The organism is Stenotrophomonas rhizophila (genome assembly GCF_000661955.1).
In the GTDB taxonomy this organism is placed as follows: domain Bacteria; phylum Pseudomonadota; class Gammaproteobacteria; order Xanthomonadales; family Xanthomonadaceae; genus Stenotrophomonas; species Stenotrophomonas rhizophila.
In genome coordinates this window covers 3,593,048-3,616,784 of the sequence record NZ_CP007597.1, presented here as the reverse complement: position 1 = coordinate 3,616,784, position 23,737 = coordinate 3,593,048, and the positions used below count along the sequence as shown (strand labels likewise).

Annotated in this window: 31 protein-coding genes; 27 read left to right on the top strand and 4 right to left on the bottom strand. The window is 64.8% G+C overall.

Annotation, left to right across the window (positions count from 1 at the left end):
• The first annotated feature begins 6 nt into the window (after window positions 1-6).
• From rplB to DX03_RS15685, 24 genes are all read left to right on the top strand, one after another.
• Window positions 7-834, top strand: coding sequence for a 50S ribosomal protein L2 (gene rplB / locus DX03_RS15800; RefSeq protein ID WP_038690292.1), 828 nt, complete (start codon window positions 7-9; stop codon window positions 832-834).
• Between the two features lie 6 nt (window positions 835-840).
• On the top strand, window positions 841-1,110 hold the full coding sequence (gene rpsS, locus DX03_RS15795; RefSeq protein ID WP_017355409.1) for a 30S ribosomal protein S19: 270 nt from the start codon (window positions 841-843) through the stop codon (window positions 1,108-1,110).
• 12 nt (window positions 1,111-1,122) lie between these two features.
• Entirely contained in the window at window positions 1,123-1,458 is a 336-nt protein-coding gene (gene rplV, locus DX03_RS15790) for a 50S ribosomal protein L22 (protein ID WP_017355410.1), read from the top strand.
• Between the two features lie 17 nt (window positions 1,459-1,475).
• Window positions 1,476-2,207 (top strand): 30S ribosomal protein S3, encoded by a 732-nt coding sequence (rpsC, locus tag DX03_RS15785; RefSeq protein WP_038690288.1) that lies wholly within the window; start codon window positions 1,476-1,478, stop codon window positions 2,205-2,207.
• A 5-nt stretch (window positions 2,208-2,212) separates the two neighbouring features.
• On the top strand, window positions 2,213-2,626 hold the full coding sequence (rplP, locus tag DX03_RS15780; RefSeq protein ID WP_017355412.1) for a 50S ribosomal protein L16: 414 nt from the start codon (window positions 2,213-2,215) through the stop codon (window positions 2,624-2,626).
• The gene (gene rpmC, locus DX03_RS15775; protein WP_017355413.1) at window positions 2,626-2,811 is read left to right on the top strand and encodes a 50S ribosomal protein L29; all 186 of its coding nucleotides are present in this window, start codon (window positions 2,626-2,628) and stop codon (window positions 2,809-2,811) included. Before rplP ends, rpmC begins: the two co-directional genes overlap by 1 nt.
• 11 nt (window positions 2,812-2,822) lie before the next feature.
• On the top strand, window positions 2,823-3,092 hold the full coding sequence (gene rpsQ, locus DX03_RS15770; protein WP_038692463.1) for a 30S ribosomal protein S17: 270 nt from the start codon (window positions 2,823-2,825) through the stop codon (window positions 3,090-3,092).
• Between the two features lie 13 nt (window positions 3,093-3,105).
• On the top strand, window positions 3,106-3,474 hold the full coding sequence (gene rplN / locus DX03_RS15765; protein ID WP_038690286.1) for a 50S ribosomal protein L14: 369 nt from the start codon (window positions 3,106-3,108) through the stop codon (window positions 3,472-3,474).
• 16 nt (window positions 3,475-3,490) lie between these two features.
• Complete coding sequence (gene rplX / locus DX03_RS15760; RefSeq protein ID WP_017355416.1) at window positions 3,491-3,808, top strand: 50S ribosomal protein L24; 318 nt, start codon at window positions 3,491-3,493, stop codon at window positions 3,806-3,808.
• Window positions 3,809-3,818: 10 nt separating this feature from the next.
• A complete protein-coding gene (rplE, locus tag DX03_RS15755) occupies window positions 3,819-4,361 on the top strand; it encodes a 50S ribosomal protein L5 (protein WP_038690283.1) in 543 nt (180 codons plus the stop codon).
• An 18-nt stretch (window positions 4,362-4,379) separates the two neighbouring features.
• The gene (gene rpsN / locus DX03_RS15750) at window positions 4,380-4,685 is read left to right on the top strand and encodes a 30S ribosomal protein S14 (RefSeq protein WP_038690281.1); all 306 of its coding nucleotides are present in this window, start codon (window positions 4,380-4,382) and stop codon (window positions 4,683-4,685) included.
• Between the two features lie 261 nt (window positions 4,686-4,946).
• The gene (rpsH, locus tag DX03_RS15745; protein WP_019186156.1) at window positions 4,947-5,345 is read left to right on the top strand and encodes a 30S ribosomal protein S8; all 399 of its coding nucleotides are present in this window, start codon (window positions 4,947-4,949) and stop codon (window positions 5,343-5,345) included.
• An 18-nt stretch (window positions 5,346-5,363) separates the two neighbouring features.
• On the top strand, window positions 5,364-5,891 hold the full coding sequence (gene rplF / locus DX03_RS15740) for a 50S ribosomal protein L6 (protein ID WP_038690279.1): 528 nt from the start codon (window positions 5,364-5,366) through the stop codon (window positions 5,889-5,891).
• A 95-nt stretch (window positions 5,892-5,986) separates the two neighbouring features.
• On the top strand, window positions 5,987-6,346 hold the full coding sequence (rplR, locus tag DX03_RS15735) for a 50S ribosomal protein L18 (protein ID WP_038690277.1): 360 nt from the start codon (window positions 5,987-5,989) through the stop codon (window positions 6,344-6,346).
• Window positions 6,347-6,504: 158 nt separating this feature from the next.
• Window positions 6,505-7,047, top strand: a complete 543-nt coding sequence (rpsE, locus tag DX03_RS15730) for a 30S ribosomal protein S5 (RefSeq protein ID WP_038690276.1) — start codon at window positions 6,505-6,507, stop codon at window positions 7,045-7,047.
• Complete coding sequence (gene rpmD, locus DX03_RS15725) at window positions 7,040-7,231, top strand: 50S ribosomal protein L30 (RefSeq protein WP_038690275.1); 192 nt, start codon at window positions 7,040-7,042, stop codon at window positions 7,229-7,231. Before rpsE ends, rpmD begins: the two co-directional genes overlap by 8 nt.
• Window positions 7,232-7,235: 4 nt before the next feature.
• Entirely contained in the window at window positions 7,236-7,679 is a 444-nt protein-coding gene (gene rplO, locus DX03_RS15720) for a 50S ribosomal protein L15 (protein ID WP_038690267.1), read from the top strand.
• Between the two features lie 3 nt (window positions 7,680-7,682).
• A complete protein-coding gene (secY, locus tag DX03_RS15715; RefSeq protein WP_038690265.1) occupies window positions 7,683-9,038 on the top strand; it encodes a preprotein translocase subunit SecY in 1,356 nt (451 codons plus the stop codon).
• 361 nt (window positions 9,039-9,399) lie between these two features.
• Window positions 9,400-9,756 carry a 30S ribosomal protein S13 gene (rpsM, locus tag DX03_RS15710; RefSeq protein ID WP_019186163.1) on the top strand — a complete coding sequence of 119 codons (357 nt, stop codon included), beginning with the start codon at window positions 9,400-9,402 and terminating at the stop codon, window positions 9,754-9,756.
• A gap of 12 nt (window positions 9,757-9,768) precedes the next feature.
• Complete coding sequence (gene rpsK, locus DX03_RS15705) at window positions 9,769-10,158, top strand: 30S ribosomal protein S11 (protein WP_017355427.1); 390 nt, start codon at window positions 9,769-9,771, stop codon at window positions 10,156-10,158.
• Window positions 10,159-10,172: 14 nt separating this feature from the next.
• Window positions 10,173-10,802: a 30S ribosomal protein S4 gene (gene rpsD / locus DX03_RS15700; RefSeq protein ID WP_038690262.1), complete on the top strand. Its 630-nt coding sequence runs from the start codon at window positions 10,173-10,175 to the stop codon at window positions 10,800-10,802.
• A gap of 55 nt (window positions 10,803-10,857) precedes the next feature.
• The gene (locus DX03_RS15695; protein WP_038690260.1) at window positions 10,858-11,856 is read left to right on the top strand and encodes a DNA-directed RNA polymerase subunit alpha; all 999 of its coding nucleotides are present in this window, start codon (window positions 10,858-10,860) and stop codon (window positions 11,854-11,856) included.
• 201 nt (window positions 11,857-12,057) lie between these two features.
• Window positions 12,058-12,444, top strand: a complete 387-nt coding sequence (gene rplQ / locus DX03_RS15690) for a 50S ribosomal protein L17 (protein ID WP_038690259.1) — start codon at window positions 12,058-12,060, stop codon at window positions 12,442-12,444.
• Window positions 12,445-13,127: 683 nt separating this feature from the next.
• Window positions 13,128-13,634, top strand: coding sequence for a disulfide bond formation protein B (locus DX03_RS15685; RefSeq protein ID WP_038690257.1), 507 nt, complete (start codon window positions 13,128-13,130; stop codon window positions 13,632-13,634).
• 51 nt (window positions 13,635-13,685) lie between these two features.
• On the opposite strand, the gene DX03_RS15680 is transcribed toward DX03_RS15685, so the two are convergent.
• Entirely contained in the window at window positions 13,686-15,806 is a 2,121-nt protein-coding gene (locus DX03_RS15680; protein WP_038690255.1) for a TonB-dependent receptor, read from the bottom strand.
• A gap of 220 nt (window positions 15,807-16,026) precedes the next feature.
• Between DX03_RS15680 and DX03_RS15675 the strand changes: the two genes are divergently transcribed.
• Together DX03_RS15675 and DX03_RS15670 are read left to right on the top strand one after the other, a co-directional pair.
• Complete coding sequence (locus tag DX03_RS15675) at window positions 16,027-17,418, top strand: class II 3-deoxy-7-phosphoheptulonate synthase (protein ID WP_038690253.1); 1,392 nt, start codon at window positions 16,027-16,029, stop codon at window positions 17,416-17,418.
• A gap of 108 nt (window positions 17,419-17,526) precedes the next feature.
• Window positions 17,527-18,654, top strand: coding sequence for a mechanosensitive ion channel family protein (locus tag DX03_RS15670; RefSeq protein WP_038690251.1), 1,128 nt, complete (start codon window positions 17,527-17,529; stop codon window positions 18,652-18,654).
• Between the two features lie 138 nt (window positions 18,655-18,792).
• Here the strand turns inward: DX03_RS15670 and DX03_RS15665 are convergent, their stop codons facing one another.
• From DX03_RS15665 to typA, 3 genes are read right to left on the bottom strand one after another with little or no spacing between them, the layout of a single operon-like run.
• The gene (locus DX03_RS15665; RefSeq protein ID WP_038690249.1) at window positions 18,793-20,418 is read right to left on the bottom strand and encodes an amidase; all 1,626 of its coding nucleotides are present in this window, start codon (window positions 20,416-20,418) and stop codon (window positions 18,793-18,795) included.
• Window positions 20,419-20,474: 56 nt separating this feature from the next.
• Window positions 20,475-20,960, bottom strand: a complete 486-nt coding sequence (locus DX03_RS15660) for a DUF2127 domain-containing protein (RefSeq protein ID WP_038690247.1) — start codon at window positions 20,958-20,960, stop codon at window positions 20,475-20,477.
• 14 nt (window positions 20,961-20,974) lie between these two features.
• Entirely contained in the window at window positions 20,975-22,822 is a 1,848-nt protein-coding gene (gene typA, locus DX03_RS15655; protein ID WP_038690245.1) for a translational GTPase TypA, read from the bottom strand.
• Between the two features lie 340 nt (window positions 22,823-23,162).
• On the opposite strand from typA, the gene DX03_RS15650 reads away from it, so the two are divergent.
• Entirely contained in the window at window positions 23,163-23,654 is a 492-nt protein-coding gene (locus DX03_RS15650; RefSeq protein WP_038690243.1) for a peptidylprolyl isomerase, read from the top strand.
• The last annotated feature ends 83 nt before the right edge of the window (window positions 23,655-23,737 follow it).

Here is a 23,737-nt window from a genome sequence, read left to right as displayed (position 1 = left end):
CATCCCATGCCATTGATGAAATTCAAGCCCACTTCCCCCGGCCGCCGTTCGGCCGTGCGCGTGGTTACGCCCGATCTGCACAAGGGCGCACCGCACGCAGCGTTGCTGGAGCCGCAGAGCAAGTCCGGTGGTCGTAACCACCACGGCCGCATCACCACCCGTCACGTTGGTGGTGGCCACAAGCAGCACTACCGTGTCATCGACTTCAAGCGCAACAAGGAAGGCATTCCGGCGCGCGTGGAACGCATCGAATACGATCCGAACCGCACCGCCCATATCGCCCTGCTGTGCTACGTCGACGGCGAACGCCGCTACATCATCGCACCGAAGGGCCTGAAGGCCGGTGACCAGGTGATCGCGGGTTCGGATGCGCCGATCAAGACCGGTAACACCCTGCCGCTGCGCAACATCCCGGTCGGTACCACTGTCCACGGCATCGAACTGAAGCCGGGCAAGGGTGCTCAGATCGCACGTGCCGCCGGCGCCGCCGTGCAGCTCGTCGCTCGTGAAGGTATCTACGCCACCCTGCGCCTGCGCTCGGGTGAAATGCGTAAGGTGCCGGTCGAGTGCCGCGCCACCATCGGTGAAGTCGGTAACGACGAACACAACCTGGAAAAGCTGGGCAAGGCTGGCGCCAAGCGCTGGCGCGGTGTCCGCCCGACCGTTCGTGGTGCTGCCATGAACCCGGTTGACCATCCGCACGGTGGTGGTGAGGCGAAGGCCGGCCAGGGTAATCCGCATCCGGTCACCCCGTGGGGTGTTCCGACCAAGGGTTACAAGACGCGCAAGAACAAGCGCACCCAGCAATTCATCGTCCGCGATCGTAGGGGCTAATCGACCATGGCACGTTCACTCAAGAAGGGCCCGTTCGTCGATCACCACCTCGTCAAGAAGGTGGAGGCCGCTGCGGGTAGCAAGAAGCCGATCAAGACCTGGTCGCGCCGTTCGATGATCCTGCCGGAAATGGTAGGCATCACCATCGCCGTTCATAACGGCAAGAACCACGTTCCGGTGCTCGTCAACGAGAACATGGTCGGCCACAAGCTCGGCGAATTTGCCATCACCCGGACCTTCAAGGGTCACGGTGGTGACAAGAAGTCGGGCAAGTAAGGAGAGATGACAATGGAAGCGAAAGCAATCCTGCGCTCCGCGCGCATCTCTGCGCAGAAAGCCCGCCTGGTCGCTGACCAGGTGCGCGGCCTGCCGGCCGAGCGTGCGGTCAACCTGCTGAAGTTTTCGGATAAGAAGGCTGCCCACCTGATCAAGAAGGTGGTGGAGTCGGCTATCGCAAATGCCGAAAACAACCAGGGCGCCGACGTCGACGAGCTGAAGGTTCAGACCATCATGGTAGATGAAGGTCCGACCCTGAAGCGTTTCATGGCGCGGGCGAAAGGCCGCGGCACCCGCATCCTCAAGCGCACCAGCCACATCACTGTGGTTGTGGGCGCCGGCAAGTAAGCGGAAAGGAAAACACCATGGGTCATAAAGTTCATCCGATTGGTATCCGCCTCGGTATTTCCAAGGACTGGAACTCCAAGTGGTACGCCAACAAGGGCGAGTTCGCTGGTTACCTGGCGGCCGACCTGAAGGTGCGGGAAATGCTGCGCAAGAAGCTTGCGCAGGCCGGCATCAGCAAGATCCTTATCGAGCGTCCGGCAAAGACCGCTCGCGTGACGATCCACACCGCCCGTCCGGGCGTGGTGATCGGCAAGCGCGGTGAGGACATCGAAAAGCTGCGTAAGGAAGTGAGCGAAATGATGGGCGTTCCGGCGCACATCAACGTCACCGAAGTGCGCAAGCCCGAGCTGGACGCACAACTGGTTGCCGAGTCGATCGCGCAGCAGCTGGAGCGTCGCATCATGTTCCGCCGCGCAATGAAGCGCTCGGTCGGCAACGCGATGCGCCTGGGTGCCCTGGGCATCAAGGTCAACGTGGGTGGCCGCCTCAACGGTGCAGAAATCGCCCGTTCGGAGTGGTACCGCGAAGGCCGCGTGCCGCTGCACACGCTGCGTGCCGACATCGACTATGGCTTCGCTGAAGCCAAGACGACCTACGGCATCATCGGCATCAAGGTCTGGATCTACAAGGGCGAGGTTTTCGATTTCTCCCAGGTTGGCCAGGAAAAGCAGGACGATTCCCCGCGCAACGATCGTAACGATCGCGGCGACCGCGGTGACCGTCAGCGCCCGGCTCGTGAAGCGAGGTAACGACAATGTTGCAACCCAAGCGAACCAAGTACCGCAAGGTACACAAGGGCCGTAACGATGGCCTGAGCTGGAGCGCCAACGCTGTCAGCTTCGGCGAGTACGGCCTGAAGGCAACCGCTCATGGTCAGCTGACCGCGCGTCAGATCGAAGCGGCTCGCCGCTCGATCAGCCGCTACGTCAAGCGCGGCGGCAAGATGTGGATCCGAGTGTTCCCCGACAAGCCGATCACCAAGAAGCCCATCGAAGTCCGAATGGGTTCTGGTAAGGGCAACGTGGAGTACTGGGTAGCCCAGATCCAGCCCGGCCGCATGATCTATGAAATTGAAGGTGTGGATGAAAGCGTGGCTCGCGAGGCGTTCCGCCTGGCAGCTGCCAAGCTCTCCGTGACCACCACCTTCGTGACCCGGACGGTGATGTAATGGATATCAAACAACTTCGCGAAAAGTCGGCTGACGATCTGAAGGCCCACCTGACCGACCTGCGTAAGGAGCAGTTCTCGCTCCGTATGCAGCAGGTTACTGGCCAGCTGCCGAAGACTCACGAAACCCGCCGGGTCCGCCGCGAGATTGCTCGCGTCAAGACCCTGCTCGGCAGCACCAAGTAAGGATGGCCGCGATGAGCGACAATACTGAAAACAAAGCGCTGCGCACGGTCGAAGGCCGTGTCGTCAGCAACAAGATGGACAAGACGGTCACCGTGTTGGTGGAACGCCTGGTCAAGCACGCCCTGTACGGCAAGTACATCAAGCGTTCGACCAAGCTGCACGCCCACGACGCCGACAACGCCTGCAACGAAGGCGATGTCGTCCGCGTGACCGAGATTGCTCCGATGTCCAAGACCAAGAACTGGCGCGTGGTGGAAGTCATCACGCGTGCGGCTGAATAAGGAGATCTGAATCATGATCCAGATGCAGAGCTACCTCGAGGTCGCGGACAATTCCGGTGCCAAGGAAGTGATGTGCATCAAGGTGCTGGGCGGCTCCAAGCGTCGCTATGCCCACATCGGTGACATCATCAAGGTCACCGTGAAGGATGCGATCCCGCGCGGCAAGGTCAAGAAGGGTGAAGTGTTCGACGCCGTCGTGGTGCGTACCCGCAAGGGTGTGCGTCGCGCCGACGGTTCGCTGATCCGTTTCGACGCCAACGCCGCGGTCCTGCTCAACAACAAGCAAGAGCCGATCGGCACCCGCATCTTCGGACCGGTGACGCGTGAACTTCGTACCGAGAAGTTCATGAAGATCGTCTCGCTCGCTCCCGAAGTGCTGTGAGCGACAGGAGATAATCATGGCTAACCGTATCAAGAAGGGCGACCAGGTCGTCGTCAACACCGGCAAGGACAAGGGCAAGCAGGGCGAAGTCGTCCGCGTCGACGGCGATCGTGTGATCGTCGCCAACGTGAACATCGTCAAGCGCCACACCAAGCCGAACCCGCAGGCAGGCGTTGCCGGCGGCGTGGTCGAGCGTGAAGCGTCGATCCATATCTCCAACGTGAATGTGCTGAACCCGGCTTCGGGCAAGGGCGAACGCGTTGGTTTCAAGGTGCTGGAGGATGGACGCAAACTGCGTGTGTTCCGCTCCAGCGGTGAGGCGCTCGACGCCTGAGGATGCGCTGATGAATACCCGTCTCGAAAAGTTCTACAAGGAAGAAGTGGTGCCGGCGCTGATGAAGCAGTTCGGCTACACCAATCCGATGCAGGTTCCGAAGCTGGTCAAGGTCACCCTGAACATGGGTGTCGGCGAAGCAGCCACGAACAAGAAGATCCTGGAAAACGCCGTCGCCGACATGGCCAAGGTCTCCGGCCAGAAGCCGATCGTGACCAAGTCCCGCGTCTCGGTGGCTTCGTTCAAGATCCGCGATGGTTGGCCGATCGGCTGCAAGACCACGCTGCGTCGTGAAAAGATGTATGAGTTCCTGGATCGCCTGATCAACATCTCGCTGCCGCGCGTGCGCGACTTCCGTGGTGTCTCGGGTCGTTCCTTCGACGGTCGCGGCAACTTCAACATGGGCGTGAAGGAACAGATCATCTTCCCGGAAATCGACTTCGACGCTGTCGACGCGATCCGCGGCATGGATATCGCCATCACCACCACCGCCAAGACCGACGCGGAAGCGAAGGCGCTGCTCGCAGCGTTCAAGTTCCCGTTCCGTAACTGATACGTCGAGGAAACCGAAATGGCAAAGACCTCCATGGTCAACCGCGATCTGAAGCGCGCCAAGCTGGCCGTCAAGTTCGCTGGCAAGCGTGAAGAGCTGAAGAAGATCATCTCCAGCCCGACCGCTTCCTACGCCGACAAGGCCGACGCTGTCGTGAAGTTGCAGAAGCTGCCGCGCGATTCGTCGCCGAGCCGCCACCGCAACCGTTGCGAACTGTCCGGCCGCCCGCGTGGCGTCTACAGCAAGTTCGGCCTCGGCCGCAACAAGCTGCGCGAAGCCACCATGCGTGGCGACGTGCCGGGCCTGCGCAAGGCAAGCTGGTAAGGGATTCGTCCCGGAACCTGTCCCGCATCCCCTGGATGTGGGGCAGGGGGACCGACCGGTTGTTCAGGTTTGTTCCCAATTAAGGAGTCCGACGCAAGTCGGGCTCTTTTTGCCGTATACTCCCGCGTCTTGCTCCGTCACAGGGGCTGGCGTAGAGCGGACCGCTGGTCCGCTGAACAGGTAACAAGGGTTCTGGCCCATCCCAGGAACACAGCAAGATTTTCGCGAAAGCGGATATCGGTGCACTCAAAGGTATCGACTATGAGCATGACTGATCCCATCGCCGACCTGCTGGTACGCATCAAGAATGCGGCCGCGGTTGGCAAGCAGACGGTGAAGGCACCGTCCTCCAAGATCAAGGTTGCAATCGCAGAAGTGTTGAAGGCCGAGGGCTACATCACCGACCTGCGCGTGACCAAGATCGAGAACAACAAGGCCGAGCTTGAAATCGTCCTGAAGTATTTCGAAGGCAAGCCGGTCATCGAGACCCTGAAGCGCTTCTCGCGTTCGGGCCTGCGCCAGTACCGTGGCAAGTCTGAGCTGCCGAAGGTCCTCAACGGCCTGGGCATCTCCATCATCTCCACCTCCAAGGGCATCATGACTGATGCGCAGGCGCGCCAGTTGGGCGTCGGCGGCGAAGTCCTGTGCTTCGTGGCCTAAGGCGAGAAGGAACCAACTATGTCCCGCGTAGCCAAGAAGCCGGTCAACCTGCCCAAGGGCGTTGAACTGAACATCCAGCCGGAATCCGTCAGCGTGAAGGGCCCGAAGGGCTCCCTGTCGCTGCCCAAGGTTGCTGGCGTTGAAATCACCGTCGAAAACGGCGTTGCCAACCTGGGCGCCAACGATCCGAGCCTGCTTGCCCTCACCGGCACCGTGCGCGCGATCCTGGCCAACATGGTCCACGGCGTCACCGAAGGCTTCGAGCGCAAGCTCGAGCTGGTCGGCGTCGGCTACCGTGCCGCCATGCAGGGCAAGGACCTGAGCCTGTCGCTCGGTTTCTCGCACCCGGTCGTGTTCGTGGCGCCGGAAGGCATCACCATTTCGACCCCGACCCAGACCGAAGTTCTGGTCCAGGGCACCGACAAGCAGCGCGTTGGTGAAGTGGCCGCCAAGATCCGTGGCTTCCGTCCGCCGGAGCCCTACAAGGGCAAGGGTGTGAAGTACGCCGGCGAAGTCATCATTCGTAAGGAAGCCAAGAAGGCCTAATCAGGCGCGGGAACTTCCACGGAAACCCGGCCATCACTGGCTGGGTTTCTCAAAGCAAAAGCCCGCTTCACTTCAGCTTTCAAGGAACTCAAATCATGAGCATCAACAAGAACATCGCCCGCCTGCGTCGCGCCAAGTCGACCCGTGCACACATCCGCGTTCTCGGCGTGCCGCGTCTGTCGGTGCTGCGCACCGGTCAGCACCTGTACGCCCAGGTCTTCACCGCCGATGGCTCCAAGGTGCTGGCTGCTGCCAACACCACCCAGGCCGACGTCAAGGAAGGCCTGAAGAACGGCAAGAACAGCGACGCCGCCGCCAAGGTGGGCAAGCTGGTCGCCGAGCGCGCCAAGGCTGCGGGCATCGAGAAGGTCGCTTTCGACCGCTCGGGCTACCGCTACCACGGCCGCATCAAGGCACTGGCCGACGCAGCCCGCGAAGGCGGCCTGCAGTTCTAAGGGATTCGGGGGCAGGGCTCAGCCCTGCCTCCACCTGCCTGCCGGCGCGGGTTGCGCCGGGCGACGTCCTTCTTCTGCAGGGGCGAACGATTCACCGCACCACTTCACAGCTATAAGCGGCCTCGAGCCGTACATACTCAATCAATCAAGGAATCAACATGGCAGAAGAACGTCAGCAGCGGGGTCGCGATCGCGACCGTAACCGCGAAGAGAAAGTCGACGACGGCATGATCGAAAAGCTGGTCGCGGTCAACCGCGTCAGCAAGACCGTCAAGGGTGGTCGTCAGTTCACCTTCACCGCACTGACCGTGGTCGGTGACGGCGCAGGCAAGGTCGGTTTCGGCTATGGCAAGGCACGCGAAGTGCCGGTCGCCATCCAGAAGTCGATGGAGCAGGCGCGCAAGAACCTGGCCGACGTCGATCTGAACAACGGCACCCTGTGGCACCCGGTGAAGTCCGGCCACGGCGCAGCCCGCGTGTTCATGATGCCGGCCTCGGAAGGTACGGGCGTCATCGCCGGTGGTGCCATGCGCGCCGTCCTGGAAGCCGTTGGCGTCAAGAACGTGCTGGCCAAGGCCGTTGGTTCGCGCAACCCGATCAACCTGGTTCGCGCCACGTTGAAGGGTCTGAGCGAAATGCAGTCGCCGGCCCGCATCGCGGCCAAGCGCGGCAAGAAGGTAGAGGATCTCAACCATGGCTAATGACACCACCAAGACCGTCAAGGTCCGTCTGGTTCGCGGCCTGCGTGGTGCCCAGGCGCGTCATCGCCTGTCGGTGCGTGCGCTGGGTCTGGGCAAGCTCAACGATGTCCGTGAACTGAAGGACAGCCCGCAGGTTCGCGGTCTGATCAACAAGGTCCACTACCTCGTCAAGGTTGAGGAATAATCCAATGACCATGCATCTGAATGAATTGAGCCCGGCACCGGGCGCTCGTAAAGAGCGTACCCGCGTCGGTCGTGGTATCGGCTCCGGCCTGGGCAAGACCTGCGGCCGCGGCCACAAGGGTTCGTTCGCCCGTAAGGGTGGCGGCAAGATCAAGGCGGGCTTCGAAGGCGGCCAGACCCCCATGCAGCGTCGTCTGCCGAAGGTCGGTTTCCGTTCCAAGATTGCCAAGGACACCGCTGAAGTGCTGTCCTACCAGCTGGAACGCCTGGAAGCCGGCGAGATCGACTTTGCCGCGCTGCGCGCTGCCAAGCTGGTCCCGAGCTCCGCTAAGCGGGCCAAGATTGTCATGAAGGGCGACGTCACCAAGGCGTTCATCCTGAAGGGCGTCGCTGCAACGGCCAGTGCCAAGGCCGCGATCGAAGCTGCCGGCGGCAGCGTACAGGAGTAAGACATGGCGCAAGCTGGCATTGGCAACCTCGGCGGCGGGCTCGGCAAGTTCACGGAACTTCGCCAGCGTCTGCTGTTCGTCATCGGGGCATTGATCGTCTATCGCATCGGCTGTTATGTGCCGGTGCCGGGCGTGAATCCCGATGCCATGCTTGCGCTCATGCAGGCGCAGGGCGGCGGCATCGTGGACATGTTCAACATGTTCTCGGGCGGCGCCCTGCACCGTTTCAGCATTTTTGCGCTGAACGTGATGCCGTACATCTCGGCGTCCATCGTGATGCAGCTGGCGGTCCATATCTTCCCGGCATTGAAGGCAATGCAGAAGGAAGGTGAGTCGGGCCGTCGCAAGATCACCCAATATTCCCGCATCGGTGCCGTGTTGCTGGCAGTGGTGCAGGGCGGCAGCATCGCGCTGGCGCTGCAGAACCAGCTGTCGCCGAGCGGCGCGCCGGTTGTGTACGCCCCGGGCATGGGCTTCGTGCTCACCGCCATCGTCGCGCTGACCGCCGGTACGATCTTCCTGATGTGGGTTGGCGAGCAGGTCACCGAGCGTGGCATCGGCAACGGCGTCTCGCTGATCATCTTCGCCGGCATCGTGGCCGGCCTGCCGGGCGCGGTCATCCACACCGTGGAAGCCTACCGCGACGGCAACATGAGCTTCATCGCACTGCTGCTGATCGTGCTGGTGGTGCTGGCCTTCACCTACTTCGTGGTGTTCGTCGAGCGTGGCCAGCGTCGGATCACGGTGAACTACGCGCGCCGCCAGGGCGGTCGCAACGCGTACATGAACCAGACCTCGTTCCTGCCGCTGAAGCTGAACATGGCGGGTGTGATCCCGGCCATCTTCGCCTCGTCGATCCTTGCGTTCCCGACGACCCTGGCCATGTGGTCCGGCCAGGCCAGTTCGGCGACCTGGCTGCAGAAGGTGGCCAACGCGCTGGGTCCGGGCGAGCCGCTGCACATGATCGTGTTCGCTGCGCTGATCACCGGTTTCGCGTTCTTCTATACCGCGCTGGTGTTCAACTCGCAGGAAACCGCCGACAACCTGAAGAAGTCGGGCGCGCTGATTCCGGGCATCCGTCCGGGCAAGGCAACGGCCGACTATGTCGACGCCGTGCTGACCCGCCTGACGGCCGCCGGTTCGCTGTACCTGGTGATCGTCTGCCTGCTGCCGGAAATCATGCGCACCCAGCTGGGCGCGTCGTTCTACTTCGGCGGCACCTCGCTGCTGATCGTGGTGGTGGTGGTGATGGACTTCATTGCGCAGATCCAGGCGCACCTGATGTCGCACCAGTACGAGAGCCTGCTGAAAAAGGCCAACCTGAAGGGCGGCAATCGCGGCGGTTTTGCCCGCGGCTGATAAGCCTGTTACACTTTCGTCTTCCTGACGTGATGGTCCTCCGCTTCGCGGACCTGGCCACACAAACGAAGGGCGGCCCCCGCAGCGGTTCCGGGTGGGGGTGAGATCGGGTGGTCCCGCGCGGGAGTAGCGCGGGCGTCACCGGGAAGGGTGCGAAAGTGCCAATTCCTGGAGTCAACCTGATCCGGCGCCGGAGCCTGGGCACACTCCCTGGGCCAAGTTCGTGAAACCTTGTGTTTCACGGGCTTCCAAGTAAACCGGAACCTTGTTAGTATCGCTAGTTCACTTTTTTGATCCATCCTGCCGGATTGGCGCGCCCCATGGTGCGCTGTCGGCCATCACTCAGCTGGAGAACCGCGTCATGGCGCGTATTGCAGGCGTCAACCTGCCAGCCCAGAAGCACGTCTGGGTCGGGTTGCAAAGCATTTACGGCATCGGCCGTACCCGTTCGAAGAAGGTCTGCGACGCCGCAGGCGTTACCTCGACCACCAAGATCCGCGATCTGTCGGAGCCGGAAATCGAGCGTCTTCGTCTCGAAGTCGGCAAGTACATCGTGGAAGGCGATCTGCGCCGTGAAATCGGTATCGCGATCAAGCGCCTGATGGATCTGGGCTGCTACCGCGGTCTGCGTCACCGTCGCGGTCTTCCGCTGCGTGGCCAGCGCACCCGTACCAACGCCCGCACCCGCAAGGGCCCGCGCAAGGCGATCAGGAAGTAAGGGACCTAAGAAATGGCTAAGCCCGTCGCTAAGACCAAGAAGAAGATCAAGCGCGTCGTCACTGACGGCGTCGCCCACGTCCACGCTTCTTTCAACAACACCATCGTGACCATCACCGACCGCCAGGGCAACGCTCTGTCGTGGGCGACCTCCGGTGGCGCTGGCTTCCGCGGTTCGCGCAAGTCCACCCCGTTCGCTGCCCAGGTGGCTGCCGAGAAGGCCGGCCGTGCCGCGCTCGACTACGGCGTCAAGTCCCTGGAAGTCCGCATCAAGGGCCCGGGTCCGGGTCGTGAGTCGGCCGTGCGCTCGCTGAACAACGTGGGCTACAAGATCACCAACATCATCGACGTGACGCCAATCCCGCACAACGGGTGCCGTCCGCCGAAGAAGCGTCGCGTCTAAAGGAGCGATAAGAAATGGCTCGTTATATCGGTCCTACCTGTAAGCTCGCCCGCCGCGAAGGCGCCGACCTTTCCCTCAAGAGCCCGGCGCGCGCGCTGGACTCCAAGTGCAAGCTGGAGCAGAAGCCCGGCCAGCACGGCGCCACTGCCCGTAAGGGCAAGCTGTCCGACTACGCTACCCAGCTGCGCGAAAAGCAGAAGGTCAAGCGTATCTACGGTCTGCTGGAGCGTCAGTTCCGCAACTACTACAAGAAGGCCTCGACCAAGAAGGGCAACACCGGCGAGAACCTCCTGCAGCTGCTGGAAACCCGCCTGGACAACGTTGTCTACCGCATGGGCTTCGCTGTGACCCGTCCGGCTGCTCGTCAGCTGGTCTCGCACCGCGGTGTCACCGTGAACGGCAAGTCGGTCAACCTGGCTTCTTACCAGGTCAAGGCTGGCGACGCTGTCGCGCTGTCCGAGAAGGCTGCCAAGCAGCTGCGCGTTCAGGAAGCCCTGACCGTGTCGGCCACGCACGACCTGCGTCCGTCGTGGGTTGAAGTGGATTCCGGCAAGTTCGCCGGCATCTTCAAGGCGGTTCCGGATCGTGCGGACCTGCCTGCGGATATCAACGAAGCGCTGATCGTCGAGTTGTATTCGAAGTAATTCACATTGGAGAATCCCCGGCGACGGCCGGGGATTCACTAGGAGAACCCGCAACATGACGGTTACCGCCAACCAGGTTCTGCGTCCTCGCGGTCCGCAGATCGAACGCCTTACCGACACCCGCGCCAAGGTCGTTATCGAACCCTTGGAGCGTGGTTACGGGCATACGCTGGGCAATGCCCTGCGTCGCGTGCTGCTGTCGTCCATCCCGGGCTTCGCCATCACGGAAGTTGAGATCGACGGCGTGCTGCACGAGTACACCACCCTTGAAGGCTTGCAGGAGGACGTGCTTGAAGTCCTGCTCAACCTGAAGGACGTGGCGATCCGTATGCATACCGGTGACAACGCAACCGTGTCGCTGTCCAAGCAGGGTCCGGGTGTCGTGACTGCTGCCGATATCAAGGTCGATCACAACGTCGAGATCCTCAACAACGACCATATCATTTGCCACCTGACCAAGGACACGGCAATCAATATGCGTTTGAAGGTCGAGCGTGGTTTCGGCTACCAGCCGGCGGCCGCGCGTCGTCGTCCGGATGAAGAAACCCGTGCCATCGGTCGTCTGGTCCTGGACGCCTCGTTCTCGCCGGTCCGTCGCGTCGCCTATTCGGTGGAAGCGGCCCGCGTTGAACAGCGTACCGATCTGGACAAGCTGGTGCTGGACATCGAAACCAACGGCACGATCGATGCCGAGGAAGCCGTGCGCACTGCCGCGGATATCCTCAGCGATCAGCTGTCGGTCTTCGGTGACTTCACCCACCGCGACCGCGGTGCTGCCAAGCCGGCCAACAACGGCGTGGATCCGGTGCTGCTGCGCCCGATCGACGATCTGGAATTGACCGTTCGCTCGGCCAACTGCCTGAAGGCAGAGAGCATTTACTACATCGGCGATCTGATCCAGAAGACCGAAGTGGAACTGCTCAAGACGCCGAACCTCGGCAAGAAGTCGCTGACCGAGATCAAGGAAGTCCTCGCACAGCGCGGTCTTTCGCTCGGCATGAAGCTGGAGAACTGGCCGCCGGCCGGTGTCGCCCAGCACGGCATGCTCGGCTGATCCAGCGCTACGCAAGATGCTTGACCCCGCACCTTCGGGTGCGGGGGCTTTACCCGCAGTACCTCGCATCGACAGGCCAATAGCCTGCGGTGACGGTCGGCCAGGAGGGCCGGCATCGGACCAACCGCAGTCCAAGCAGCAACGCCAGGATGGCGACAGCGATACCCAACCGATCCAACATTCAATCAAGGAATCACGTCCATGCGTCACATGAAGTCCGGCCGCAAGTTCAACCGCACCAGCGCTCACCGCGAAGCAATGTTCAAGAACATGGCTGCCTCGCTGTTCAAGCACGAGCTGATCAAGACCACGCTGCCGAAGGCCAAGGAACTGCGCCGCGTCGCCGAGCCGCTGATCACCCTCGCCAAGGTCGACTCCGTCGCCAACCGTCGTCTGGCGTTCGCCCGTCTGCGTGACAACGAAGCCGTGGGCAACCTGTTCACCATCCTGGGCCCGCGCTACGCGACCCGTCCGGGTGGCTACCTGCGTCTGCTGAAGTGCGGCTTCCGCGCTGGCGACAACGCTCCGATGGCCTACGTCGAACTGGTCGACCGTCCGGCTGCCGTGGCTGAAGCCGTCGAAGAATAATCGACGCGCAACACCCGTAATTCGGTGAAGAACCCGGCCTTGTGCCGGGTTTTTCCGTTTGTGGCCGTGAGAAAAGGCAAGGGCGGCAGTGCAGTACGTCGGTTCCTGCGATGGGCCCTGGTGGGGGTGGGTTTACGGGACACGCTGCAAGTCCCGCTCCGCGGCCCGGCCCAGCCGCTGCGGCTGTGCGTTCGGACGCATGCGAGGCAATGCCTCGCAAGCAATGCGCCCTCACCCATGTAAGCTCCGTCGCCGCATCCATGCGGCTCAGGGTCCCGTAAACCCACCCCCACCAGCGCCTGGACAGTGGCTCGGTGCGCACGGGAAGGGCAAAGCCGTGCTGTCGACCCCAGCGTGCCTTGACGGCGGCTGTGCAGCCCAACCACACCGCTCGATGGCGTGCTGTTCAATGCTGCGGCACCAGCCAACTGTCCAGGCGGCGGTACGGGTGGGTTGGCGGGACCCTGAGCGCCATGGATGGCGCGACGGAGCCTCCAAGGATGGATTTACGGCGTGTCCCGCCAACCCACCCGTGCCGACGCCCCTACTGGGCAACACAGCGTGGGTGTGGACCTTGGAACACGCTGTCTGGTCCAGCGGGCCGATAGCCGGTAGGTCGGCAGGGGCCGGGGCCTGCGGCGCCCTGTTAATCTTGGCGCCTTGCACGTTCACGAGTGTTGCCAATGAATCCACTGCGCTGGAATTACCGCGCCCAGTTCCTGCTGGGGTTCCTGATCTGCGCCGGGCTGCTCGCCTATGCGATCTTCCTGCAGCTGAAGATCGGGCTGGAGCCGTGCCCGTTGTGCATCTTCCAGCGCCTGGCGTTCGCCGCGCTCGGCCTGCTGTTCCTGATTGGCGCCCTGCATGGCCCGCGCGAACGTGCCGGCCGTGGCACCTATGGTGTGCTGGCCTTCATTGCCGCCGCCGTCGGTATGGGCATTGCCGGCCGCCACGTCTACGTGCAGCTGCTGCCCAAGGACATGGGCTCCAGCTGCGGCCCGCCGCTGGCCTTCCTCAGCGAAACCATGGGCCCGCTCGAAGTGTTCCGCACCGTGCTGACCGGCACCGGCGATTGCGGCAACATCGACTGGCGTTTCCTCGGCCTCACCATGCCCATGTGGAGCCTGGTGTGGTTCGTGCTGCTGGCCGGTTGGGCGCTGTACGCCTCGTTCCGCAAGCGCCGCGCCTGACCCGGCGCACCCCGGGCCCGCCGGCATATGGCCGGCGGACCGGGTAGCCGCTTAGAAGTCCTGCTGCAGGCTCAGGTAGGCGCCACGGCGCGGGCCCCACTGCGGCGCGAACACCCCGATGCCGCCGCCGTCGCGCAGTTGGTAGCTGCGGTCCAGCGCGTTGACCAGCGCCAACTGCGCGTGCAGCGGGTGCCCACTGTCGGCGTTGAAATCATGCGCCGCGCTCAGGTTCACCTGCAGGTAGGACGGCAGCTCACCGCCGTTGGGCACGCCTTCGATATCCGAGCGCAGCCCGCTGCCGAACACGTAGTTCGCGCCCACCCGGTTGTGGCCGGCAAAGGCGTAGCTGACCCCGCCTGACGAGGTCAGCTTCTGGTCGTGGTCCAGGTGGATCCAGTTGTCCTGCACGTAGGCCAGCGCCTCCGGGTCCAGGTTGTACTGGCCGGTGAGCACCTGCTTGCCCATCGCCTTGTTGTAGGCCGCATTGACGTACGCGCTGAGCGGCCCCCGGCTGTAGTCCGCGCTGAACTCCACGCCGTGGATGTGGCCGCGGCGGTAGTTGAAGGTGGAGTAGATATAGGCAGCGCCGAACTGGCCTTCGTCCTGCAGGCGATCGACCTTGCGGTCGTACGCGTCCAGGCCCAGGGTCAGGTGCTCGCCAACCTGCTGGGAGATCCCCACGTCGTAGTAGTCGCTGCGCTCGGACAGCGGCGTGGTGCTGCCGATGGCCGGCTGCGCATTGGTGGTGCCGTCGTACAGCGCGATGTCGCTGCCAGCGACCAGTTCACTGGCCGGGGGCGTGAAGTAGCGCGAGTAGCCGGCGTGCACGGTGGTGCTGTCGGTGGCATTCCAGACCACGCCCAGGCGCGGGCTGAGCTGGCCTTCCGTGCCGCCGAAGGCCCGGTAGCGGTCGCCGCGCAGGCCGTAGTTGAGCGTCCAGTCGGTGCCGATGCGCCATTCATCCTGCACGTACAGCGCCGCGGTGCTGGCGTGGAAGGCGCTGGTGTCGGGGATCACAAGGGGCGTGGTGCTGGCCTGGTGGCCGTCCGCATCGACCGGGAACACCCAGGCGGTACTGCCCGCACGCGCACGTTCGCTGTTGTCGTACAGGCCGTAACGCAGGGTGTGGTTGTCGCCGAGCGGGGTGGAGAAGTCGGCCTGCACGGTGGTGGCGCGGTTGCTGCGCTGCACCTGCGAGGCCACCCCGTTGAAGACCAGGTCGCCGGCCACGTCCGGGTTGAACGCCAGGTCGCTGTAACGCTGCCCGGCCGAGACCTGGTAGGCGGTGTCGCCCAGCGTGCCCTGCAGCACCAGCATGCCGAAGCGGGTGGTCTCACGCTGCGTCTCGTCCAGCTGCGCCGACTCCTGCCCGGCGGTATCCAGGTAGCCGAACTGCGGTTCCTGGCCGGGGTTGGTCGGAATCTGGAAGCGGTTGTTGGCGAACCCGGCGAACAGGCTCAGCCGGGTGCTGTCGTTGAGCAGGTAGGTGAGGTCGGCGAACGCCTTGCCCTGGTGGGTGTCGTCATGATCGGGCCGGCGCGAGGCGGTCGGGTTTTCCAGCCCCACCTCGTTCTGGTTGTAGTTGCCGGTCAGGTACCAGCTCCAGCGGCCCTGGCTGCCCCACCAGGAGGCGTTGGGGTTGAGCGTGCCGAACGACCCGGTGGTGAGGCCGGCGCTGCCGCCATTGCCCAGCTCGGCGCCGCTGCGGGTGGTGATGTCCACCACGGCGGCGGTGCGCTCGCCGAACTGGGCCGGCAGTGCACCATCCATCAGGCGGATGCTCTTGATCGTGCGCGCGTCCAGGGTCTGGCCGAAGCCGGAGATGGATTCGGGCAGCAGGACGCCGTTGAGGCGGTACTGCAGGTTGGCGTGGTCGCCCCGCACGTGGACCCCGCCATAGCTGTCCTGGACCACGCCAGGGGCCTGCAGCAGCACCTGGCTGAGCGGGGCCGACGCACCCAGCGGCTGCTTCTGGATGTCCTCGGCGGTGATCTGGTACTGGCTGCTGCCGATGTCCGGCGAAAGGGTGTTGCGGGCCTGGTCGAGCTGGGCACTGACGGTGACCGCATCCAGGTCGGTGACGGCGGGCGTGGCGGGCGCGTCGGCCAGGGCGGGCAGGCTGGTGACGGTGAGGGCGAAGGCAATGGCGGCGGTGAGCGCAGAGGGCTTCATGGGGGCGGCGTTGGGCTGGGCAGGGAAGGGGGTGCCGGCCTGGCAGTGTTACTCCGTAACAAATCATGCGCCTGTCCGCCGGCCCCTGGGCATGCCGTTCGTGGCCGATCGCGCCGGCCGTTTTCCGGCGTTCAGCTGCCGCCGCCGGGCGCGCGGTGCTTTGCGTCGGCGGCGCGCTCTGCGACCATGGCCGGTCCCCACCCCCTGCCGGAAGTCCGTGATGAGCCCGTCCGCCCCGCCCGTAGCCGCTCCTGTCGCGACCGCCGTCGATACCGCCTGGTCGCCGGAAAGCTGGCGCGGCAAGACCGCGCTGCAGATGCCGACCTATCCCGACCCGCTGGCGCTGGACGCGTCCCTGCACGAGCTCAAGCGGCTGCCGCCGCTGGTCACCTCCTGGGAGATCCTGGCGCTCAAGCAGCAGCTGGCCGATGCGCAGGAGGGCAAGCGCTTCCTCCTGCAGGGCGGCGACTGCGCCGAGAACTTCAGCGACTGCGAGTCCACCACCATTTCCAACCGGCTCAAGGTGCTGCTGCAGATGAGCCTGGTGATGGTGCATGGCATGCGCAAGCCGGTGATCCGGGTGGGCCGCTTCGCTGGCCAGTACGCCAAGCCGCGCTCGGCCGATACCGAAACCCGCGACGGCGTGACCCTGCCCAGCTACCGCGGCGATGTGATCAACGCGCCGGAGTTCACCGAGGCCGCCCGCCTGCCCGATCCGCGCCGGATGCTGCAGGCTCACGCGCATTCGGCGATGACCATGAACTTCGTGCGGGCGCTGATCGACGGTGGCTTCGCCGACCTGCACCATCCCGAGTACTGGAACCTGGACTGGGTGCAGCACTCGCCGCTGGCCGCCGACTACCAGAAGATGGTCGCGTCGATCGGCGACGCGGTGCACTTCATGGAGACGCTGGCCGGGGTGCGCGTGCACAACCTCAACCGGATCGATTTCTACACCTCGCACGAAGCGCTGCTGCTGCCCTACGAACAGGCACTGACGCGCCAGGTGCCGCGCCAGCAGGGCTGGTTGAACCTGAGCACGCACTACCCGTGGATCGGCATGCGCACCGCTGCGCTCGACGGCGCGCACGTGGAATACCTGCGCGGCGTACGCAACCCGATTGCGATCAAGGTGGGCCCGTCGGTGCAGCCGGACCAGCTGCTGCGCCTGATCGACGTGCTCAACCCCGATGACGAACCCGGCCGCCTGAGCTTCATCCACCGCATGGGCGCGGCGCATATCGCCGAGAAGCTGCCGCCGCTGCTGGATGCGGTCAAGCGCGACGGTCGCCGCGTGCTGTGGGTGTGCGATGCGATGCACGGCAACACCGAGAGCACCAGCAACGGCTACAAGACCCGTCGCTTCGACAACGTGCGTGGCGAAGTGGAGCTGTCCTTCGACCTGCATGCCGCCGCCGGTACCCGCCTGGGCGGCGTGCACCTGGAACTGACCGGTGAAGACGTGACCGAATGCACCGGCGGTGCGCGCGAGCTGACCGAACGCGACCTGGAGCGTGCCTACCGGTCGTCGGTGGATCCGCGCCTGAACTACGACCAGTCGCTGGAGATCGCCATGGCGATCGTGCGCAAGCAGCAGCATTACGCCGCCTGATGTAGCCGCCGCCGTCCACGCGCGGCTTACATCCGGCTGACACGCTGGTCATCGCCGCGCTGGCACCCTGCGGTCTTCCGTTGAAGACCGCAGGAGCGTGCAGTGACAGTGGACTGGCAACAGGCGGCGTTGTATCTGTGGCCGATCGGCATCGCGCTGGCGGTGGGTTTCACTGGCTGGTGGCTGTTGATGGCGCTGACCCGACGACTCAAGGGCCGTGACTACCGGCGTGCGCGCATTGCCCGGGTGATCAGCCGCCCGCTGGCGTTCGCGCTGCCGTTGCTGTTGCTGATTCCCGCGCTGGAGGCCACGCCGCTGCAGGGGCGCTGGTTGGAGGGTTCGCTGCGCATGCTGCACATCGGGCTGACGGCCTGCTTCATCTGGCTGCTGGTGCGCGCGGTGGCCGCCGGCGAGCAGGCGATCCTGCGCGACCACCCGATGGAGGTGGCCGACAACCTCGAGGCGCGCCGCGTGCAGACCCAGACCCGGGTGCTCAGCCGCGTGTTGATGGGCGCGATCATCCTGGTGGGCATCTCGCTGATCCTGCTCACCTTCCCGATGGTGCGCCAGATCGGCACCGCGTTGCTGGCCTCGGCCGGCATCATCGGCCTGGTCGCGGGTATCGCCGCCAAGCCAGTGTTCGGCAACCTGATTGCCGGCCTGCAGATTGCCTTGACCCAGCCGATCCGGCTGGACGACGTGGTGATCGTGGAGGGCGAGTGGGGGCGGGTCGAGGAGATCGGCAGCAGCTACGTGGTGGTGCGCATCTGGGACGAGCGGCGAATGGTGGTGCCGCTGACGTGGTTCATCGAGAACCCGTTCCAGAACTGGACCCGGCGCAGCGCCGACCTGCTGGGCACCGCGTTCCTGTGGCTGGATTACCGGGCGCCGATTGCGGCGATCCGCGCCGAGCTGGAGCGCATCTGCAAGGGCGAGGCGCTGTGGGATGGCCGGGTGTGCGTGACCCAGGTCACCGAGACCACCGACCACACGCTGCAGGTGCGCCTGCTGGTCAGCGCGCGCAATTCCGGCGATGCCTTCGACCTGCGCTGCATCGTGCGCGAGCGGATGCTGGACTTCCTGGCCCGCGAGCACCCGCAGGCGCTGCCGCGCACCCGTGCCGAACTGCTGCAGCAGCCCGATCCCGGTCTGCGTGGGCCGCGTTCGCAGCCGGCCGAGGATGTGCGCTCGCCGGGCGCCGAGGATGGCGCGCCGGCGATCCAGCCGGAACCGTAACGGGCGTGGTTGGACGGTGCGTCGTCGCCCGACCAACGGTCAGGCGCTACCGGGGTGTGGCCCGGCGAACGGGTGATGGATCGGTGGCGCGAACGTGCCGAAGCCCGGTAGGTACCGACCGTTGGTCGGTACGCCCCCTCAGGGCGGGCTGATATGCGGCAGCAGGCTGTTGGTCCGGAACCGCGGTGGGCGCCGGGCGCGGGTGCGCTGCTCGTAGGCGTAGGCCAGCTCGATCAGGCGTGGTTCGCTCCAGGCCGTGCCCATGAACAACAGGCCCAGCGGCAGGCCGTCCACGTGCGCCATCGGCACGCTCAGGCTCGGGTAGCCGGCCACGGCGGCGGCGCTGTAGCTCTCGCCGGGGAAATCATCGCCCGCGCCGGCGCGGATCGGCCAGGCGACACCGGTGGTCGGTGCGATCAGTGCATCCAGCTGTTGCGCGCGCAGGGCCGCGTCGATGCCCTCCGGTCCGGCCAGGCGTCGTGCCTGGCTGCGCGCAGCGATGTAGGTCGCATCGCCGAGCCCGCCCACCGCGGCCGCCTCGTCCATCAGGTCCTGGCCGAACGGCAGCAGCTCCTTGTCGGCGTGCTCGCGGTTCCAGGCGATCACCTGGTCCAGGCTGCGCACCGGTGCGTTGTAGCGGGTGAGGTAGCGCTGCAGGCCGGCCTTGAACTCATGCAGCAGCACGATGCGCTCGGCATCCTGCCACTGGCCCTGGGTCGGCAGTTGTACCGGCACCACCACGGCGCCGGCCTCGCGCAGCACGCCGATCGCGTGCTGCAGCGCCGGGGCGATACCCGGCAGCTGGTCCAGCGGACCCTGCAGCACCCCGATGCGCGCGCCGCGCAGGCTGTCGGCGTTCAATCGCGCGGTGTAGTCGTACACCGCGCGCCCGGGCATGGTCGCGGTTGCCGGGTCGGCGTCGTCGCGGCCGGCCATGGCGGTCAGCAGGGCGGCGGCATCGGCGACGCTGCGCGTCATCGGCCCGGCGGTGTCCTGGCTGAAGGAGATCGGGATGATGCCTTCGCGGCTGATCAGCCCGACGGTGGGCTTGAGGCCGACCACGCCGTTGATCGCCGCCGGGCAGACGATGCTGCCGTCGGTTTCGGTGCCCACCGCTGCCGCAGCCAGGTTGGCCGACACCGCCACCGCGCTGCCGCTGCTGGAGCCGCAGGGGGTGTGGCTGAGCCGGTAGGGGTTGCGGGTCTGGCCGCCACGTGCGCTCCAGCCGGAGATCGACTGGCTGGAGCGGAAATTGGCCCATTCGCTCAGGTTGGTCTTGCCCAGCACCACCGCGCCGGCCGCGCGCAGGCGGGTGACCAGGAAGGCGTCGTCGGGGCGGAATTTCGCCAGTGCCAGCGAGCCGGCGCTGTTGCTCATCGGGCGTGCGCCGATGTTGTCCTTGAGCAGCACGGGGATGCCGTGCAGCGGACCGCGCAGCTGCCCGTGCCGGCGTTCGGCATCCAGGGCGGCGGCGTCCTTGAGGGCGTCGGGATTGAGCTCGATCACCGCGTTCAGGCGCGGGCCGGCGCGATCAATGCGCGCGATCCGTTCCAGGTAGGCGCGGGTCAGGGTGACGCTGTCCAGGGCACCGGCGGTCATCTGCGCCTGCAGGTCGACGATGTCGGTCTCGGCGTAGGCGAAGGGGGTATCGGGGGTCGGCACGGCAGGGGCGGCGTTGGCTTCGCTGGCGTGAACCGGCGCAGGCGCAGGCGCGCAGCCGCACAGCGACACGATCATCACCATCGATGTCAGCGGCAGACGCATCAGGGTGTCCCGGGAACCGGCGCTCAGGCTAACCAGCCGGTGCCACGCTTTGCAACTCAGTGCGGGGCGGTCGGCGTGGGATGACGCTTGCGGATATCGCGGGCGAGTACGCCGACCACGATCAGGTTGATCACCAGCACCGACCACGAGGCCCAGCCAGGGTGGCGGATGATGGCGTAGATATCGAACGGCAGGTAGATGCCGGCAGTGACGCAGCCCAGCCAGGAGGCCCAGGCCTTGGCGCGCCAGAGGCCCCAGGCCTCGAAGAGATGCAGCACCCCGTAGGCCAGCATGGCCACCGCGGCCAGGTGCACCGCATCGGGATTGATCATGTTGAGCAGCGAGGGCAGGGTGCCGTGATCCGGGTCCAGACTGAAACGCCGGATCAGGGCATTGACCGCCTCACGCAGTGGCTGCGGCCCGAGCATTTCCAGCCCGGTTGCCGCCAACAGCGCCAGGACCGCCTTGCTGGCTTCCAGCAAGGCGATCAGGTGCAACCCCGGATGCTTGTGAGGATCCGGGTTGTAGGGCTTGTCGATCACGACAATGGGTCCGATCAGCCGCCGCGCGAAGCCTTCTTGCGGTCGCTTTCGGTCAGGCCCTTCTTGCGCAGGCGGATTTCCTTCGGGGTGATCTCGACCAGCTCGTCGTCTTCGATGAAGTCCAGGGCCTGTTCCAGCGAGTACTTGATCGCCGGGGTCAGCTGGATCGCATCGTCCTTGCCCGACGCGCGCATGTTGGTCAGCGGCTTGGTCTTGATGGCGTTGACGGTCAGGTCGTTGTCCTTGGAGTGGATGCCGACCAGCTGGCCTTCATACACGTTGTCGCCTTCAGCAGCGAACAGCTTGCCGCGTTCCTGCAGCGGCCCCAGGGAGTACGCCGGGGTGGCACCCGGAGCATTGGCGATCATCACGCCGTTCTGGCGCTTGGCGATCGAACCCTGTTCCTTCGGACCGTAATGGTCGAACACGTGGAACAGCAGGCCCGAACCCTGGGTCAGGGTCTTGAACTCGTTCTGGAAACCGATCAGGCCACGGGCCGGGATCTGGTATTCCAGGCGCACGCGGCCCTTGCCGTCCGGCTCCATGTTCTTCAGCTGGCCCTTGCGGGTGCCCAGCTTTTCCATGACGCCGCCCTGGTGCTGTTCTTCGATGTCCACCACCAGCTGCTCGATCGGCTCCATGGCCTGGCCGTCGATCTGCTTGATGATCACTTCCGGGCGCGACACGGCCAGCTCGTAGCCTTCACGACGCATGTTCTCGATCAGCACCGACAGGTGCAGTTCGCCACGGCCGGAGACCAGGAACTTGTCGGCGTCTTCCAGCTGTTCGACCTTCAGGGCCACGTTGTGGACCTGCTCGCGGTCCAGACGGTCCTTGATCTGGCGGCTGGTCAGGAACTTGCCACCGGACAGGTCCTTGTTGCCGGCGAACGGCGAGTTGTTGACCTGGAAGGTCATCGAGATGGTCGGCTCGTCGACGGTCAGTGCCGGCAGCGCTTCCGGGGTTTCCGGGTGGCACAGGGTGTCGGAGATGGTCAGCTCGGCAATACCGGAGATGGCGACGATGTCACCGGCTTCGGCGGAGTCCTGCTCGATGCGCTCCAGGCCCAGGAAGCCCAGCACCTGCGCGACCTTGCCGTTGCGCTTCTTGCCTTCGCGGTCGATGACCGCAACCTGCATGTTCTTCTTCAGGGTGCCGCGCTGGATGCGGCCGATGCCGATCACGCCCACGAAGTTGTTGTAGTCCAGCTGGCTGATGCGCATCTGGAACGGACCATCCGGGTCCACTTCCGGCTTCGGCGCGTGCTGCATGATCGCTTCGTACAGCGGGGTCATGTCGCCGTCGCGCACGCTGTCTTCCAGGCCGGCGTAGCCGTTCAGGGCCGAGGCGTAGACGATCGGGAAGTCGAGCTGTTCATTGGTGGCGCCGAGCTTGTCGAACAGGTCGAAGACCTGGTCGATCACCCAATCCGGACGCGAGCCCGGGCGGTCGACCTTGTTGACCACGACGATCGGCTTGAAGCCCATCGCGAAGGCCTTCTGGGTGACGAAGCGGGTCTGCGGCATCGGGCCGTCCATCGCGTCGACGAGGATCAGCACGGTGTCGACCATCGACAGCACGCGCTCCACTTCGCCGCCGAAGTCGGCGTGTCCCGGGGTGTCGACGATGTTGATCCGGTTCTTGATACCGGTCTTCTTGTCTTCCCAGGTGATGGCCGTGTTCTTGGCCAGGATGGTGATGCCGCGTTCCTTTTCCTGGTCATTGCTGTCCATCACGCGCTCGGCGAGCACGGTGCGCTCGGAGAGGGTGCCGGACTGCTTGAGCAGCTGGTCGACGAGGGTGGTCTTACCGTGGTCGACGTGGGCGACGATGGCGATGTTGCGAAGATTTTCGATAGACATGCGAAAGGGGGCCAGTCGGCGCCGGATTTGGAAAAAGAAGTCCAACATTATACGGCCAACATGACCAATCGCGAAAAGTGCGTTTCAGGTTGTGCCGCATCCCCATTCAGGTAGTGTCGGCAACGGGCTCGCAAACCCATGATCTCCAGCAGGTTTTGCCTGGCTGCCGGCCAGCGGCCGGCACTACCGCCGTCCCTGAGGCATTCAGCAAAGCGTTTCCGTGCCGGCGCGGAGGTGCCTGGGCGCGTGGCGACGCGTTTGTCCAACAGGCGCCCGTTGGTCAGGGGGCGCGGTGTATCCTATGAGGCTAACGACAAACCCCCGTACCCCAAGGATTTGCATGTCCCTCATCGCCACTTTCGACACCACCCAGGGCCCGATCAAGGTCGAGCTGTTCGCCGACAAGGCCCCGCTGACGGTTGCCAACTTCGTCAACCTGGTCAAGCGCGGCTTCTATGACGGTCTGGTCTTCCACCGCGTGATCCCGGACTTCATGATCCAGGGCGGCTGCCCGAAGGGTCAGGGCACCGGCGGTCCGGGCTACAAGTTCGAAGACGAGAAGAACGGCGTGCGCCATCAGGTCGGCTCGCTGTCCATGGCCAACGCCGGTCCGAACACCAACGGCAGCCAGTTCTTCATCACCCACATCAAGACCGATTGGCTGGACGGCAAGCACACCGTGTTCGGCCAGGTCCTGGACGGTCAGGCCATCGTGGACTCGGTCAAGCAGGGCGACGTGATCCATTCGATCACCCTGGAAGGCGACACCGACGCCGTGCTGGCCGCCCAGGCCGAGCGCGTGGCCGAGTGGAACAAGCTCATCCCGGCCTGATCCACCCCTTGAACGGCCCCCTGCGAAGGGGGCCGTTTCTACGTTTCGGCCGCCCCGCCAGGCATGCCCCCGCCCGCGCGGCC